This window comes from Streptomyces sp. Inha503 (genome assembly GCF_047215865.1).
In the GTDB taxonomy this organism is placed as follows: Bacteria; Actinomycetota; Actinomycetes; order Streptomycetales; family Streptomycetaceae; genus Streptomyces; species Streptomyces lycopersici.
On the sequence record NZ_CP178360.1, the window covers coordinates 2,965,912 to 2,981,222 of the forward strand.

Here is a 15,311-nt window from a genome sequence, read left to right on the forward strand (position 1 = left end):
GGCCAGATCGCCACCCGAGAACGGAGTTTCGTCCAACCGCCCGCAACGACAGGACTACACCGGTCCGTTCGTGTCGCAGCATCCGGCAGGCGGCGCGCCAAACTGACGCTTACATAATGATTGACTTATCAGTAGTGATGTGTCAACCATTACTGAGCAGTACATCAGGTCGTGTAGATGTGGAGCCAGATCCGCACCCGGCTCAGCGGTTTGCGGCGCCGAGGCCACCGCCGCATGCGGCGCAACGCCATGCCCGTGCGCCTCAGATGAGGACACAACCAGGGAGCACTGACGCATGCGGGACGAGCGCCGAACACCCTCCCTCGACCTCTTACGGCGCCGATGGTGCACCGTCTGGCCGGCTGCGTAACGACTGATGGAGGACGCAATGACCGAACCCCACACAGGTAATGGGCGGAAACCGATCTTCGAGCACCCCCACCGTGCGGCTGACATAGCGCGGCACATTGTCGATGCGGCCGCCGCGCCGGCAACATTCCTGCTCGTTGAGGCTCGCTGGGGCCCAGAGTGGGGAGCACTCGCCGCCCTCCTGGCCGCCTTGATGGTCGCCGGAGTCCGCCGACACCGCGGCGACCGGCTCATCGTCGTCGCCGGGTCAACAGTGCTCGTGGCGTTCCACAGCGTGAGCGCCATCGGCTTCGGCGAAGGGCGGGCGTTCTACATCCCAGAGTTCGTGATCAACGGCTCTGGTCTGGTGGTGTGCGTGGCCTCCTTGCTGATCGGACGCCCGGCCACCGAGGTGGTGTGCCGCAAGATCCGCCTGGAGCCGGCAACTACCCTCGGCGATCCACGGGCCCGGAAGCGCCATCGACGCCTAACCGCCATCTGGAGCGCGCTGTGGGTATCACACCTCGTGCCGTTCGCCTACGTCTATTCAATGGACTCAGTCGCCGGACTCACCCTGCTGGGCACGTTCTTCAACAAGCCGACGCTGCTGCTGATGGTCATCCTTACCGTTGTGGTCGTACGCCGCGCTACGCGCCCCCTCGATGGCGGCACCCCCCTCGAAACACGGTCGCGTTTGCAACAGCCGCGGAACTGATTTCCTGGCACTCGAGCGTCGCGTCCCAGATATCTGATCCCCCGGCATCGACCGGGCCGCGCCACCACGAACCGACGGCAAGCTGGAGGAGGAACGCGAGATCCTGCGCAAGGCGGCGAAGCATTTCGCCGGAGAGACGCGCTGGTGAACCGCTTCCCATTCGTTGCCGACCACCAACGCCGCTACGACGTGAAGCGGCTGTGCACCATCCTCGGCATCGCCCGCTCCAGCTTCTACTACTGGCGCCGCACGGCCGCGGACCGGGCCGCCCGGCAGGCAGCCGACGCCCGCCTCGCCGCCCGGATACCGGCCGTGCACCACGAGTCGGACGGCACCTACGGCCACCCCAGGATCACCGCCGAACTGCGCGAAGCGGGCGAGCGCATCAACCACACAACATCAACCATCCTGGCCCAGGCCGCATAGCCCGTGTCCAAGACTGCGGGTCAAGGCCCGTCCTTGCGGAACCGCTTGCGCTGCTGGAGCGTGAGCGAGGGCCCGAGGTGGTCGATGATGCGGTCGGCCGCCGACTTCGACACCCCGAACAGGGGTGCCAGTTGGCGCAGGGTCAGGTTGGTGCGCCAGTACGCGGCGACCAGGAGCACGCGGTCGTCCAGCGGCAGGCTCCATTGCCGGCCCTTGCGCACCGGATCCGCACCCTCACCCCGGAGCGTGGTGATCAGTTTGCTGAGCTGGCGCGGGCTCAGCTCGGTGAACGGGGCTGTCCAGGAGGGCTCCGACGCCGTGATCACACCAGACACAGCAAGATCATCTCGCCCGTGACCAGCAGTTACGGGACAGCCCCTAGGCAGGGAGAGGCTGTGCGGGATGGTGGATGCGGCCGGTGCCGTGCGACAGGGGCAGGCCCGTGCCGCGGTTGGTGTGGGCGATGATCTCCGCCGTGATGGAGATGGCTGTCCCCTCGGGAGTACGGGCACCGAGGTCCAGGCCGATTGGCGAGTGCAGACGGGCCAGTTGCTCCTCGGGCACGTCGGCTTCCCGGAGCAGGTCGATGCGATGTTCGTGGGTGCGTCGGGAGCCCATGGCACCGACGTAGCCAACGGGGAGAGCGAGCGCCAACCGCAGCAGGGGGATGTCGAACTTGGCGTCATGGGTCAGGACGCAGACGGCGGTGCGGGCGTCGGTCTCGGTGACCGCGAGGTAACGGTGGGGCCACTCGGTGACGACCTCATCGGCGTGCGGGAAACGGGCCTGCGTAGCAAAGACGGGGCGGGCGTCGCAGACGGTGACGTGGTAGCCGAGGAAGCGGCCAACCTGGCATAGGGCAGCGGCGAAGTCGACGGCGCCGAAGATCAGCATGCGGGGGCGGCGTGCGTTGGTGTGGACGAGGACGGTCAACTTTGTGGGGCAGGTATCGGTGTCGCCGCCGACCTCGATGCGGGCGGTGCGGCCCGCACGCAGGAGCGCACGGGTGTGCTCCACGACCACCGTGTCCTCGTTCTTGCCGCTGAGGGTCCCGTCGTGGGGACCGCTTTCGGGGACGTGGAGGGTGCGGCCGATGAGTTCACCGGGGCCGTCGATGACTTGGGCCACGGCGCAGGAGTGCCCTGCGGCCACGGCATCGAGGGCAGCGACAAAGGGGGGCTCGTCGGCAGGCTCCACGCGCTGTGCCAGGACCTCAATCTCTCCGCCGCAGGTCAGGCCGACGGCAAAGGCGTCGTCGTCGGAGTAGCTGAAGTCGGCGAGGGCGGGTGGCCCGCCGTGTGCGAGAAGGTGTTGGCATAGTTCGTAGACCGCCGCTTCGACGCAGCCGCCGGAGACGCTGCCGATCACGGTGCCATTTGTGTCCACGGCCAGTGCTGTGCCGACGGGGAGGGGTGCGCTACCACTGACGTGGACGACGGTGGCGAGGGCGAAGGGGCGTCCCTCGCGGCACCACTGACGCAATGTATCCGCGATGTTCAGCATGACGGGCTTTCCATGAGGTGGGGGAGGAAGCGGACGCCGCAGCGCGACCTGGGGAAAGGGACGCTTGGCGACGGCCCTGCTATCCGGCGGTGTGGGGACGAGAGCCGCCGGACGTTTGCGTTTGGGGAGGTGGCCGGGTGAGTGCACCGGCTACCCGGGCCCTCAGAGCAGTGCTTCGGGAGTGATGGGCAGCTCGCGGATCCGGCGTCCGGTGGCATTGAAGACCGCGTTGACAATGGCGGGTGCCACTCCGACGATGACGACCTCACCGAGTCCCTTGACGCCGATCGGGTCGGCCTCGAAGTCCTCGCCCTCGATGTAGATCGCCTTCATGTCGGGCATGTCGGCGTGGGTTGGCACGAGGTAGTCGGCGAGGTTGGCGTTGACGATCCTGCCGTCGCGGTGGTCGGTGACCGTGTGCTCGAGCAGGGCCTGCCCGATACCGCCGGTCATGGCCCCGATGGCCTGGCTGTCGGCGAGTCTGGGGTTGATGATCCGGGCGGCGTCGTACACGCCGACCATGCGCCGGACTCGCACCAGGCCGAGGCGGGCGTCGACGGCCACTTCGGCGAACGTCGCGGCATAGGCGTGGAAGGCGAACCTCTCCGATTCCGGCGCGCCGGCGTACGAGCCGAGCGCTTCGAGGTGGGTGCGGTCGTTGCGGGCCAGGAGCAGCTGATACGTCTCCCCGCGTGTGGGCTGGTCCTTCACGTACAGTCGGCCGCCACGTACCACCACTTCGGTGGGGTCGACGCCGTACAGCGGTGACTCCTCGTCCTTGACCGCAAGGGTGATCGCCTGCTTGCGCAGCTTGTCGCAGCCGTCCTGGACGGCGGATCCGACACTGGCCATGGTCCGCGAGCCGTGGTGGCCGGGGGCCGTGGGCATGAGGGAGTCGCCGAGCCGGAAGGTCACCTGGCGCATGGACAGGCCGAGGGCATCGGCGGCGACCTGAGTCATGGACGTGGCCGTGCCGGGGCCCATGTCAGTGGTCGCGGACTGGACGAGGGCGGTGCCGTCGGCGTCGAGCCTGACCGATGCCTGGGCCGCGCTGCGCGCGGTGTCGTAGACACCGGCGGCCATCCCCATGCCGATGAGCCAGTCACCGTCGCGCGTCGAGCGGGGCTTGGGGTTGCGCCGGTTCCAGCCGAACTCGCGGGCGCCCTCGCGGTAGCACTCGCGGAGGCGGCGGGTGGAGAACGGCAGCCTGGTGGACTCGTCGTCGGCGGGTTCGTTGCGCAGCCGTAGCTCGATCGGGTCCACGCCCAGTTCGTGAGCGAGTTCGTCCATCGCCGTCTCGACACAGTAGGTACCGCTGGAGTAGCCGGGACCACGCATGAACCACGGCGAGTTCACGTCCAGCGGGACGTGCCGGTACACCTGGCGGACGTTGGGCGTGCTGTAGAGCATCCGGCCGGGTTCGAGCACGGCTTCGCTGTGCGTTTCGTAGCGGGAGGTTTCGGCACGGACGTCGTGCGTGGACGCGGTCAGGCGGCCCCGCCGGTCGCTGCCCAGCCGCAGGGCGTATTCGTATGCGGGCCGGGACCCTACGCCGAAGTACATCTGCCGGCGGGTGAGAACGAGTTTTACGGGACGCTTCACTTCGCGGGCGGCCAGGGCCGCGATGGAGGTGTGCACGTGGGTCCGGCCACCGCTGCCGAAGCCGCCGCCGACGGCCGGCGAGATGACGCGTATCCGGCCCGGCGGCATACCGAACTCACTGGCCATGGTCGCCAGGGTGCCGCCCACCCACTGGGTCTTCTCCCAGAGGGTGAGCTTGTCACCCTCCCAGTGGGCGACGGTGCTGGCCAGCTCCATCGGGTTGTGATGGTTGCGGGCCATCCGGTACGCCAGATCCAGCTTGACATCGGCGGTCTCCAGGGCCGTGTCTGCGTCGCCGCGCGCGTAGGTCTCGGGGTTGTCAGCAGGGTTGGCGACGCTGATGTCGGTCGAGGGAGGCTGGACATCGTAGGAGACCTTCACCAGGCTCGCGGCGTGCTGTGCCACTTCCAGCGTGGTCGCCACGACGACCGCGACGGGCTGTCCGAAGAACTGGACGCGGTCGTCCTGGAACGGGCGCAGCGGCTTACCCGGCGGGAGTGTTCCTTCACGAGGCGGCAGCTTCGGCGCGTTGAGGTGGCTGATCACCTTCACGACACCGGTCTGGGCTTCGGCGGGGCGGGCGTCGATGCCGGTGATACGGCCGCGTCCGACATGGCTGTCGACGATAACCGCGTGCACGACCCCGTCGGGGTTGTTGTCTCCGGCGTACTTCGTTCGTCCGGTGACCTTCAGTCGTGCGTCGACGCGGGGCACCGGCGCACCGACTGCTGCCTGTGGCTGGCTCATTCGGTGCCTCCTACGGTGTTCAGCTGGCGTTCGATGGTGCGTTTCAGTAGTTCGGTCTTGAAGCCGTTGTGCGTTAGGGGGCGGGCGCCGTCGGCAGCCTGCGCGGCGGCCTCGGCCCACAGCCGGTCGGACGGGCGTTCGCCGATGAGGTGGCGCTCGACGGCGGGCAGCTTCCACGGCACAGTGCCCACACCGCCGGCAGCGACCTTCGCCTCGCGGATGACGCCGTCGCGGATGTGCAACGCGACTGCGGCGGAGGTGAGCGCGAACTCGTAGGACTGCCGGTCGCGCACCTTGAGGTACCCGGACCTCAGTGGCCGCGGGTGGGCCGGTATCTCCACTGCGGTGATCAACTCACCTTGGTGTAGGGCTTGTTCGCGGTTCGGAGTGCTGCCCGGCTGGAGCAGGAAGTCGGCGAAAGACACGATGCGCGCACCGTCTGGCCCCAGCAGATGGATGGTGGCCTCCAGAGCGGCGAGGGTGACCGCGAGGTCGGAGGGGTGCGTGGCCACGCAACTGTTGGAGGTGCCGAGGATCGCGTGGGTGCGGTTATAGCCGCGCAGCGCGGCGCACCCGGAGCCGGGCTCGCGTTTGTTACAGGCCGCGGTCACGTCCCGGAAGTATGTGCACCGGGTGCGCTGCATGATGTTGCCACCGATGGTGGCCATGTTCCGCAGTTGGGCGGACGCGCTCAGCTCCAGCGCCTGCGAGATGACAGGATACAGGGCGCGCACTTTGGGGTGGGCGGCAGCCTCGGACATACGGACCAGGGCGCCGATACGCAGCCCCCCGCTCTTGGTGGCGGTGATCTCGCTCAACGGCAGGGCACTGATGTCGACCAGCGAACTAGGGCGCTCGACGGTCTCCCGCATCAGATCGACGAGGGTGGTGCCGCCGGCGATGTAACGCCCCCCGTTCCGAGCGGCGTTGAGCGCCTCCCGTGTGTCCGCGACCTTGGTGTAGGTGAAGGGATGCATGAGAGTCGGCCCTCACTTCCTTCCGGCGGTCTGTTCGACCGCTCGCACGATCTTCACGTAGCAACCGCAGCGGCACAGGTTGCCGCTCATCCACTCCCGGATTTCCTCCGCCGAGCCCGTGTGGCCCTCCTGGATGCACCCGACCCCGGAAACAATCTGCCCCGACGTGCAGAAGCCGCACTGGAAAGCGTCCTGGTCGATGAACGCCTGTTGCAGCGGATGCAACTGGTCACCCTTCTCCAACCCCTCGATCGTGGTCACCTCGGTACCCTCCAGCCGCACCGCCAGCGTTAGGCAGGAGTTGACACGTTGCCCGTCGACCAGGACCGTGCAGGCGCCGCAGGCACCGGCGTTGCAGCCCTTCTTGGAACCGGTCAGGCCCAGGTGCTCGCGCAGCATGTCGAGGAGCGAGGTGCGGTTGTCGATCGCGACGGTGTGCCGGACACCGTTGACCGCCAATGAGACACGGCTGCTGGGCACCGCCTCGGCGCCGGGCGGAGGCGGTCCGGCGCCCAGGCCACCGGCCACGACCGCTCCCCCGACGGCCGTGCTCGTGGCAATGAAGGTACGCCGGGACGGCGCGGAAGAGGACACAAGAGGGTCGGCAGGGGAAGTCACGGCTGGGTCAGGTCGTTCGGTGGGCATGTCCACGCTCCCTTGGTGCGGGTACGGGTGGCCGTGAAGAGCGAACCGATGGTCACGTCGATCGCAAGAATGCACCGGTTACTCAAACGGGCTGTTCCAGGTAATGAGTGGTGGTTATGGGGCATCATGGCGGATGCGGCGGCTTCGAAGGGTGTCGAGCAACGGGGCCCGGTATCTCCTGGTTCGGGATACAGGCTGGCTTCCAGTCTTGGACAAGTGGGGCCAGCCCGCGACACGTCCTGCCGGTCGTGGTGATGGGGATCGCTTGCCGTAGCCTCTGCCGAGCTCCGGCACCGCTGCGTCGAAATCAGCGGGATGGGAGCGAGGGCGCTGAGGGGAAGCAGGTGGCTGTTGTGGGATGGTTTGGCCTTGGCGCGCGCTCGTCGCGCGTGCCAAGAGGTACGGATAGCATGGCATCCAAGGCTGCGTCAGCCGTGTGCTGTTCGAGAGTGAGGCTGTCAAGCCGATCCGTCAGCCGGGCCATCAGGACGCTCTCACGGTCGGCGACCGGAGATCGGGCACAGGCGATACTGACACCCGAGGAGTCACAGGCGATCAGAGCAAGGGTTCGGGACACCCACCCAGCCTCCACCATGTGACTCGTGCGCATCCAGAGGTTGTTGCACCACGCATGTTTAATAACTATTGCGGCACACGTCCGTGCAGGTTGGTCTGGCGCAAGGCATAGCGGTGGTTTGTTAAGGCGGGAGTGGGAGGTGGTGGCTGAGTGGTCGGCCGGTACTGACTGCGTTGATCAGGTTCTGTAACTCTGCTGGTGGGGGCGTGCTGGACCAGGCTTTCCACCACCGTTGCAGCATGATGGTGGGGGTCAGCCAACTGCGGACGGTACGTAGGGCCTGGGGCCAGCGTGCCGGGTGGTGCGATCGGGTGCCCCCTCTCTGGCCGGGGCGGCCGGACCGGGCGGTTGGCGGGAGTCGGTGGCAGTCCGGCTTCCCAGCAGAAGGAGAACGCGCAGTTGACCAGGGTCTGGTGGCGGCGGATGGCACCCTCGGTGCGGACCTGGAAGTCGGCCCATCCCAGTTCGTCCTTGACCTGTTTGTAGCTCTGCTCGATCCAGTTGCGGATGCCGTAGATCCGCACGATCTCGGCGAGGTCGGCAGCCGGGTGGGGGCTGTCGGCCTCGCGTGGTGAGCCGGGGCGGGGCAGGTTGGTGGCCAGATACCAGGTGGACTTCTCCGGCAGGGTGTCCGGGTCCGTGGTGGCCACCGCCAGCCGGGTGGTGCCGTCCGGTCCCCACCAGCCCAAGGACGTCTCAGCGGCCCACCAGGTGGTGGTGTGCCCGTCGCGGAAGGTGCGGGTCACCGCTGTCCAGTCGCCCGGACGGTCGGGTCCGTGCCAGGCCAGTTCCCGGGCGGCGTCGATGGGGGTGTGGGCATCGGGACCGTAGGCCCAGGTGCCGCGGCGCCGTTTGAGGGCCCATCACGAACGGCAGTCCGGCGGTGGCCAGTTCACTTCGGAAACCGTCCTGGTCGCCGTAGGCACAGTCGGCCGCCACCGCCCGGAAGTGAACTCCGGCCTCCGTGGCCCGGCGGGCGAGTGCGGCAGCGATCTGCAGTTTCGTGGCGAAGCCCGGATCGCTGCGGCCCTTGGGGAAGTGGCGGGCGGGGGTGTAGGGCACGGCGTGCAGCGGATAGTACAGCCGCTCGTCCGCCCACAGTGTGGTGACCGTGACGACACCGTTGTCGGTCTTGCCGTATCGGCCCAGCCACTGCCGTCCCACGTTCGCGGTCGCGGTCCCGTCCTTCCGGTCGCCGGAGTCGTCGATGACCAGTACTCCGCCGGGGTGCGGAGCGGTGCGTGGATCATCCAGCAGGCGCTCAAGACGACGGGCGTTGATCCGCTCGTGCTCCCAGGGGGATTCGGAGAGGAAGAACTGCAGCCGCTGCACTGCGGGGTGCTGGGCTCCCGCTACCGGCTCGGCCCCGGCCAGGCATGTCAGTGTTTTGTTCCGTTCCCGCGGTGCCAGCAGCCCCGTGAGGTACTGACGAAAACCCCGACGCTGAGCCAGGGAGTCAAACAGATCATCGAAGCCGGCAGCGTACTGCTCCAGCGGTCCCGGAGCCGGCGGACACGGACGACGAGCGGTCATCACACACCCCTGCTCGTCCTTCTACTGCGGCCCCGACCCGATGTCAACAAACCACCGATAGCAGCGAGATCACCCACTCGTGCCCTCACACCCTGCGCGGCGAGTTCGACCTGCTGTTCGTCCCGGCGAACGAGCCCATACACGGCGTCTCCCCGACAGCGCAGTCTCTGCGCCAGCAGACCACCGATACCGCCGGTGATGCCGAGGATGAAGACGTCCACGTGCGATGCTCCCTTCTCTTCCGATGCAACCTTCGACCCCGCCATCGAGACAGGCACACAGCCGAGCGACAGCCCAGTCTGCGGATACTCCCGGAACACGGAAATCCTTCGTCCGATGCGTTACGAAGCCACCCAGGGGCCCGGCAAGAGGGCCGCCTCGACGTCGCGACCCGACTCCAGCCAGCCAAGTAGAATTCGGAGTCGACCTTTCCTCGTTCTCATCTGCGGCCCGGCTCCCTGCGGCACCCTTGGCCGTCGCCACGATCGACCCGCCCGCCGTTCCCTCCTCCCACGTCCAGGCATACTGGCGCTCAATGCCGCCCTGCCCGGGAGACGGCTGAGCGAGCCGCCGCTGAGATCGGCCCTGATCGCCATGCCGCGTGACCAGCAGAGAGGAGTACACCCGTGACAGACGCGACGTCCTTCCTGCTCGAACGCCTGCACGCGGCCGGCCTGACGGACGTGCTCGCGGTCGAGCCGGCCAATGAGGACTTCACCGCGACCGCGGAACTCCGCGCGGCGCGGTGACGGCACGTCGGTGTTCGTCAAGGCGTTCGGCGAGCCGCCGTCGGACGGCGGTGTCGTCCTCGTGATGGTCCCTCGGACTCGGCGTGGGCTGGCAGCTGTCGCGAAGACTGCTGGCGCCGCTCGCCGCCATCAGCAAGGCGGCGGCCAAGGCGGGTGAAGGCGATCTGGCGTACCGCGTCAACGCCCAGGGCCCGCTGGATGAGTTGAGGCAGCTCGCCGACACCTTCGACGCCACCCTGAACCGCCTCCAGGAGTCCTTCGAGGCGCACCGGCGTTTCGCCGCCAACGCCTCGCACGAGCTCCTCACCCCGCTCGCCACCAACCGAGCCATCCTCCAGGTCGCGGCGGCCGACCCTACCGGCGGGGAATTCACGGAGCTGGTCCCGATGCTGGTGGAGACCAACGAGCGCAACATCACCATCGTGACCGAACTCCTCCACCTGGCCGCCGCGGGCCAGGTGCAGTACGACGCCGACCCCGTGGACCTCGCCGCCCTGACCGCGGAGGCGATCGAGGAACGGCGTACCCAGGCACCCGGCATCGAGATCACCGAGGACCTGCCAGCCGACCCGGGGGTGGCGTACGAGATGGCCGGCAACGAGGCCCTGATGCGTCGGGTCGTCGCCAACCTCCTGGACAATGCATGTGTCCACAACGTTCCCCAGGGGTCGGTGCATGTGACCGTACGCGCCCACGCCGGTCCCGGTGGCCACTCCTGTACCGGCGCATTGGTGTTGGAGGTGGCCAACGCGGGTCCCGGTGTGGACCCGGACACCGTGGACCGCCTCTTCGAACCGTTCTACCGAGCCACGCCCCGCGTCGCCACCGACCGTGGGCACGGCCTCGGGCTCGCGATCGTGCGCTCAGTGGTACACGCCCACCGCGGCACCGTCACCGCCGAGGCAAATGCCTCCGGCGGCCTTCGGGTGCGGGCGACGCTGCCGGCGGGCAAGCCGTGATCGCGGGGTCGGGCACACACACAGTTCGAGGGCCGTCACCCGGAGTCCCCGTTCACCACCGCGAGTGCGGCGTCGCGATGTGCGTCGTGCTCGGCGAGTCGGGCGACGAGTGAGGCCCGTATGTCTTCGTAGGTGTCGGACCCGAGAGGGAGTCGCAGCGACGTGGCTCCGGAGTCGACGAGATCGATCATCGCCTGCGTGATCTTGTGCGGGTCGTTCGGCAGGGGGAAGGCGCCCGATGCGATGGCGCGCCGCACCTCACCTGCCGGGGTGCTCTCGTACTCCGGCATCACCGGCGCGGTGTCGAGCGCACCGGCGAATCCGGTCGGTGTCGCACCGGGTTCGACGATGGTCAGACCGATGCCGAACGGGGCGATCTCGCGGGCCACCGTCTCGCAGAAGCCCTCGATTCCCCACTTCGAAGCGTGGTAGTGGCTGAAGTTCGGGTACGTGGTCTGGCCACCCGCGGTGGACACCTGCACGATGCGTCCGTGCCCCTGGGCGCGCAGATGCGGCAGGGCTGCGCGGATGATATGGATCGACCCGAGGAGGTTGGTGTCGATCACACGTCGGATCTGTGCGTCGGTGGCTTCTTCCACCGAGGCGAAGACGCCGTAGCCGGCGTTGTTGACGACCACGTCGATCGTGCCGAGCGCTTTGAAGGCGTCGGTCACGACCTGGCGGACCTGCTCGCAATCGGTGACGTCGAGCCGGGCCGACCAGAGGCGCTCACCGTAGCGAGCATGCAGATCGTCCAGCGTCTCGGGCCGGCGCACTGTCGCGGCGACCCGGTCACCGCGGGCCAGCAGGTTCTCGGTGAGCAGGCGTCCGAAACCGGAGGAAGTGCCAGTGATGAACCATGTGGTTGACATGGCGCTCCTTTCATCGATGACCCCACGCTAGGAGTTCAAGCCGACTTGAGGGCAAGCTCGTAAGGTGGTGAACATGACGAATGCCGAGAAATCCGTTCTGACCATCGGCGAGGTCAGCGCACTGACCGGTCTGGCCGCACACACCCTGCGCTTCTATGAGCAGGAGGGACTGCTCACCGCTTGTTCGCCGTCACGAACGGCTCGTCGGACAGCCCGGTCCGGCCGGCTGGCACTCCCCCTCATTCAGTGAACCCGCCCCCGTCCCAGGCCCCGGCTTCCACCATCGATCCGGTTCCGCCACCGACGGGGTCGGCCACCGGAGAAGCACCTGACCCGGCCTCCCCGGCTACCTCGACCGGACCATGACCGGCCTTCATCCCTCCGCGGCGTCCAGGTTCATGGCCGTGAACAGCGGTAGCAGGTCGGCCGACCGTTCGACGTTCCACACAAGGAAGAGGATCTCCTTGCGCCGGCTCTCAAAGGCCAGCGGTCCCAGCAGACTGTGGAACTTCTCGTCGAACTGCTGATCGGTCATGGCGACTCGCGCGCCGCCGGGGGCGTCGCAGACATCCTCCGTCACCACCTCACTCGAAGTTAGCGTGACAGTGACCCGGTTGGGGAGGTACTCGGGAAGGTCACGGTCGGCTCCGGATCCTCCCGCACCGAGACGCGCTTCATCAGGTCGAGGGCCACCGGATCAGTGATGGCCTCATCGCTGTACGACGCGGTGGTGATCTCGCCGTCCAGCACGTCCGGGCCACCGTGTAAGGAAGACTCTGGTCTGCCGTTTCCCGTGTGGTGGGGCGGGCCAGCGCGGCCCAGGCCGCCGTCTATATCTCCCCGTTCGTCGGCAGCATCTTCGTCAGGATGCGCGAAACGGCATACGACTGACTGTCCCGGTTGCCGAACGACGTCGAGGGAGAAGAAACCGGTGACCCGGTTCATGAACCCCAACTCGCCCTCGAAGATGGGCGACGGTCCGGCGAAGCTGTGTCGGGCGAGCTGCGCGGCGACGATCGCGTTCCGCACCGCGTTGGGTGCTGAGCAGCCCTTCCACTGGGAGAGGGACCTGGTGCATCGCGATGTGGCCGTTCACCGGAATGTTGATCGGCTTCGATCAGTCGTTGTTGCGAGAGCCCCATCAGCCGACCCGCCGCGACGACCAATGACAGCAGCACGTAGTTGACGTGGTCCCACCCTCTTGGGTGCAGGGCGGCCGCCTCCTGGAACCCGCACTGGATCTCGTAAGCCAACACGATGGCGAGGACAAGGTCCTCTCCGAACGCCCTCTGCGACTCGGCGACCGCGAGGCACGCCGCGATGCCGTCGCCGGGGTGCCCGACTTCCTTGCCGACGTATCCGTCGTTGAAATCAAAGTGGCGGATCATCGTGCCGTTCACGAAGGCGGCGACATCCGGGGCGGTGGTCCGGGTCGTGCCCAGAACGGTGGCCGCCGTGGAGGGGTGAGCCGCGGCGAACGCCCGACCGTTGCGTGAGGGCAGGGCGTCGAAGGCGCCGAGCGGTCATCCGATGCTGTCGACGAGGCGCTGTTTGACCGTGTGGATGGCGGCGGTGCTGAGATCGGAGTAGCGCAGGGACACCGTGAACGAACTGAGTTTTTCGGCCAGGAGCATGGGACTCCCTGAGTCGTCGGGAGAGCGAGAGTCGCAGCGGTAACCTGCCTTCCTGTGGTCGCGTCGAGCCATCAGCGAGTGCCGGTCAGGATCCTGCGTTCGGTTCCCGCGTAATCGAGAGGCGCTTGTCCCCGGCCGAAGCGGCTGGTCAGCCAGCCGATGAGAAAGCCCGCCGGTACGGTGACGATCGCGATGTTCTCGAAGGGCAGGACAGCGAAGTCGAGTCGGGGAAGGAGTGATTGTGGGGTGCCGGAGACCGTGGGGTTCCACAGCTGCGCCGCAAGGCAGCAGGCCGCTCCCCCGTAGAGGGTGCACAGCAGCCCCCGCCGGGTGAGGCCCTTCCAGAACAGGGCGTAGAGCAGGGCGGGCAGGATCGTCGAAGCGGCGACCGCGGCGGCGAACGAGGCGAAAAATAGGACGCTCCAGCCGTGCAAGACCACGGCGAGCATCACGCACAGCAGACCGACGGTCGCCAGCATCCAGCGGGTCATCCGGACTTCCTGTTCCTGACCCACCCGGCCCCGCCGCATGGAGACGGCATGTACGTCGTGAGACACGGACGCCGCGGCGGCGAGCATCAGTCCGGCGACCGATCCGAGGGCGGTGATGAACATCGCGCAGGCGAAAGCGGTGAACAGCAGACCCTCCTGCTCTGAGACAGTGTCGAAGAGCAGGAAGATCGCCGAATAGCCCTGGCCGCTGTTCGCGGCTATGTTCGCACCGCCGACAAGGGCGGCCGCCCCCATGCCGAGTACGGTCATGATGACCGAGAAGAGGGCGAAGAGGACAACCGCGTGCCGGGCCGAGCGGCGGGCGGACGGGCCCGTGGGCGAGGCACTGACACACATGAGTAGGGATGGGAGCACCGCGAAGCCGAGCGCGATGGTCAGGCATGCCGAGAGCCGGTCGATCGCCCCGGCGCCGGAACCGCCGTAGAGCTGACCGGGTTCGAAGTACCGCCCGGCTCGTCCGCTGCCGGTGGCGGCGGCCCGCAGGAGGTTGGCCCAGGCTGAAGTCGAAGCGTTCGAAAACGAGGTGGACCGTGGCGACGAACGTGCCGAGGACCAGCACGACCTTGACCACCTCGATCACGCTGGTGGCCCTCAGACCGCCGAGCACCGCGAAGGAGACGATCAGCAGCCCGAGGAAGGCCGTGCAGACCTGGGCGGCGCCGGGATTGCTCAGTCCCAGCAGATACGCGGTGGCGTCACCGGCGACCACGAGCTGGACGACGATGAGCGGAACGCACACCAGCAGGGTGCCGCCGGCAGCGGCGGAGCGTACGTGAGGGTTGTCGACCCGGCCAGCGAGGATGCCGCCGAGGGTGAAGGCTCCAGTGTTGCGGACCGGTTCCGCCACCAGCAGCAGGACCGCGAGGGGGGCGGCGACGCCGCTAGCGGTGAAGACCATGCCGTCGTGGCCACCCAGTGCGACCGTGCCCACGGGTATGAGGAGCGCTATCACGGAGATGGAGTCCCCGCACATGGCCAGTCCGTTGCGCAGGCTGGACAAGGACCGGTTGGCGCTCAGGAAGCTCGCGACGGTGTCGTCGCCGGAGCCGACCAGCAGGCAGAGGAAGAACGTCAGGACGATCACCAGCAGAAAGGCTGTCAGGGAGGTGAACAGAGCACCGCCGCCGGTACGCGCCAGGTACACCGTCATCTCTCCTCCCGGACGCCGACGAGATCCCCGGCCGGCCGGTCGCATCGAGCGGCGAAGGCCCTGTCGTACCAGACCGCGCTACCGATCAGGATCACTCCGTAGAGCCCGAGGAGCGCCATGCCGAAGGTGACTGGTCCGGCCATGGGGGTGGCCAGGGCATCCGGGAGGATCAGGTCGAGTCCGGCCAAGGCCAGTACGGTCGCGGCATTGACCGCGACGAACCTTCTTCTGATGTGCAGCGCCATGACCCGCAGATGCTCGGGAACCACGGGCGCGGGATGGGTCGTTGGAGCGGTTCTGCGCGAGGTAAAGGCGTCATCGGGACAGGACATGCGGCCACTCCGGGAATTACGGGACGGGGA

At 67.7% G+C, this 15,311-nt stretch carries 13 protein-coding genes and 5 pseudogenes; 5 read left to right on the plus strand and 13 right to left on the minus strand.

Annotation, left to right across the window (positions count from 1 at the left end; genetic code table 11):
• The first annotated feature begins 388 nt into the window (after nt 1-388).
• On the plus strand, nt 389-1,063 hold the full coding sequence (locus ACJX2R_RS11825) for a DUF3159 domain-containing protein (RefSeq protein ID WP_413100049.1): 675 nt from the start codon (nt 389-391) through the stop codon (nt 1,061-1,063).
• A 79-nt stretch (nt 1,064-1,142) separates the two neighbouring features.
• Nucleotides 1,143-1,456, plus strand: a pseudogene (locus ACJX2R_RS11830) (IS3 family transposase); the annotation flags it as partial.
• Nucleotides 1,457-1,518: 62 nt separating this feature from the next.
• On the opposite strand, the pseudogene ACJX2R_RS11835 reads toward ACJX2R_RS11830, so the two are convergent.
• The 6 genes and pseudogenes from ACJX2R_RS11835 to ACJX2R_RS11860 form a co-directional block, all read right to left on the minus strand.
• Nucleotides 1,519-1,824 (minus strand): annotated as a pseudogene (locus ACJX2R_RS11835) (helix-turn-helix domain-containing protein); the annotation flags it as partial.
• A 43-nt stretch (nt 1,825-1,867) separates the two neighbouring features.
• Nucleotides 1,868-2,992 (minus strand): XdhC family protein, encoded by a 1,125-nt coding sequence (locus tag ACJX2R_RS11840; RefSeq protein ID WP_413100050.1) that lies wholly within the window; start codon nt 2,990-2,992, stop codon nt 1,868-1,870.
• Between the two features lie 162 nt (nt 2,993-3,154).
• Complete coding sequence (locus ACJX2R_RS11845; protein WP_413100051.1) at nt 3,155-5,341, minus strand: xanthine dehydrogenase family protein molybdopterin-binding subunit; 2,187 nt, start codon at nt 5,339-5,341, stop codon at nt 3,155-3,157.
• Nucleotides 5,338-6,318: an FAD binding domain-containing protein gene (locus tag ACJX2R_RS11850; protein ID WP_413100052.1), complete on the minus strand. Its 981-nt coding sequence runs from the start codon at nt 6,316-6,318 to the stop codon at nt 5,338-5,340. The genes ACJX2R_RS11845 and ACJX2R_RS11850 overlap by 4 nt, the downstream gene beginning before the upstream one ends.
• A gap of 12 nt (nt 6,319-6,330) precedes the next feature.
• Entirely contained in the window at nt 6,331-6,963 is a 633-nt protein-coding gene (locus ACJX2R_RS11855) for a (2Fe-2S)-binding protein (RefSeq protein ID WP_413100053.1), read from the minus strand.
• Between the two features lie 642 nt (nt 6,964-7,605).
• Nucleotides 7,606-9,073, minus strand: a pseudogene (locus ACJX2R_RS11860) (IS701 family transposase).
• A gap of 626 nt (nt 9,074-9,699) precedes the next feature.
• Here ACJX2R_RS11860 and ACJX2R_RS11865 point away from each other — a divergent pair.
• Nucleotides 9,700-9,822: a hypothetical protein gene (locus ACJX2R_RS11865; protein ID WP_413100054.1), complete on the plus strand. Its 123-nt coding sequence runs from the start codon at nt 9,700-9,702 to the stop codon at nt 9,820-9,822.
• Nucleotides 9,823-9,905: 83 nt separating this feature from the next.
• Nucleotides 9,906-10,781 carry a sensor histidine kinase gene (locus ACJX2R_RS11870; RefSeq protein WP_413100055.1) on the plus strand — a complete coding sequence of 292 codons (876 nt, stop codon included), beginning with the start codon at nt 9,906-9,908 and terminating at the stop codon, nt 10,779-10,781.
• Nucleotides 10,782-10,816: 35 nt separating this feature from the next.
• Here ACJX2R_RS11870 and ACJX2R_RS11875 read toward each other — a convergent pair whose 3' ends face one another.
• The gene (locus tag ACJX2R_RS11875) at nt 10,817-11,653 is read right to left on the minus strand and encodes an SDR family oxidoreductase (RefSeq protein ID WP_413100056.1); all 837 of its coding nucleotides are present in this window, start codon (nt 11,651-11,653) and stop codon (nt 10,817-10,819) included.
• A 73-nt stretch (nt 11,654-11,726) separates the two neighbouring features.
• On the opposite strand from ACJX2R_RS11875, the gene ACJX2R_RS11880 reads away from it, so the two are divergent.
• Nucleotides 11,727-11,903, plus strand: a complete 177-nt coding sequence (locus tag ACJX2R_RS11880; protein ID WP_413100057.1) for a MerR family DNA-binding transcriptional regulator — start codon at nt 11,727-11,729, stop codon at nt 11,901-11,903.
• Between the two features lie 123 nt (nt 11,904-12,026).
• Here ACJX2R_RS11880 and ACJX2R_RS11885 read toward each other — a convergent pair whose 3' ends face one another.
• The 6 genes and pseudogenes from ACJX2R_RS11885 to ACJX2R_RS11910 all read right to left on the minus strand — a co-directional run bounded on the left by ACJX2R_RS11885 (nt 12,027) and on the right by ACJX2R_RS11910 (nt 15,218).
• Nucleotides 12,027-12,236: a hypothetical protein gene (locus ACJX2R_RS11885; protein WP_413100058.1), complete on the minus strand. Its 210-nt coding sequence runs from the start codon at nt 12,234-12,236 to the stop codon at nt 12,027-12,029.
• Nucleotides 12,237-12,247: 11 nt separating this feature from the next.
• Nucleotides 12,248-12,709, minus strand: a pseudogene (locus tag ACJX2R_RS11890) (hypothetical protein); the annotation flags it as partial.
• A complete protein-coding gene (locus tag ACJX2R_RS11895) occupies nt 12,595-13,155 on the minus strand; it encodes an MmgE/PrpD family protein (protein ID WP_413105831.1) in 561 nt (186 codons plus the stop codon). The gene ACJX2R_RS11895 and the pseudogene ACJX2R_RS11890, both read right to left, overlap by 115 nt.
• 203 nt (nt 13,156-13,358) lie before the next feature.
• On the minus strand, nt 13,359-14,282 hold the full coding sequence (locus tag ACJX2R_RS11900; RefSeq protein WP_413105832.1) for a sodium:solute symporter family transporter: 924 nt from the start codon (nt 14,280-14,282) through the stop codon (nt 13,359-13,361).
• An 85-nt stretch (nt 14,283-14,367) separates the two neighbouring features.
• Nucleotides 14,368-14,994 (minus strand): annotated as a pseudogene (locus ACJX2R_RS11905) (sodium:solute symporter family transporter); the annotation flags it as partial.
• On the minus strand, nt 14,946-15,218 hold the full coding sequence (locus ACJX2R_RS11910; RefSeq protein ID WP_413100059.1) for a hypothetical protein: 273 nt from the start codon (nt 15,216-15,218) through the stop codon (nt 14,946-14,948). The pseudogene ACJX2R_RS11905 and the gene ACJX2R_RS11910, both read right to left, overlap by 49 nt.
• Between the last annotated feature and the right edge of the window lie 93 nt (nt 15,219-15,311).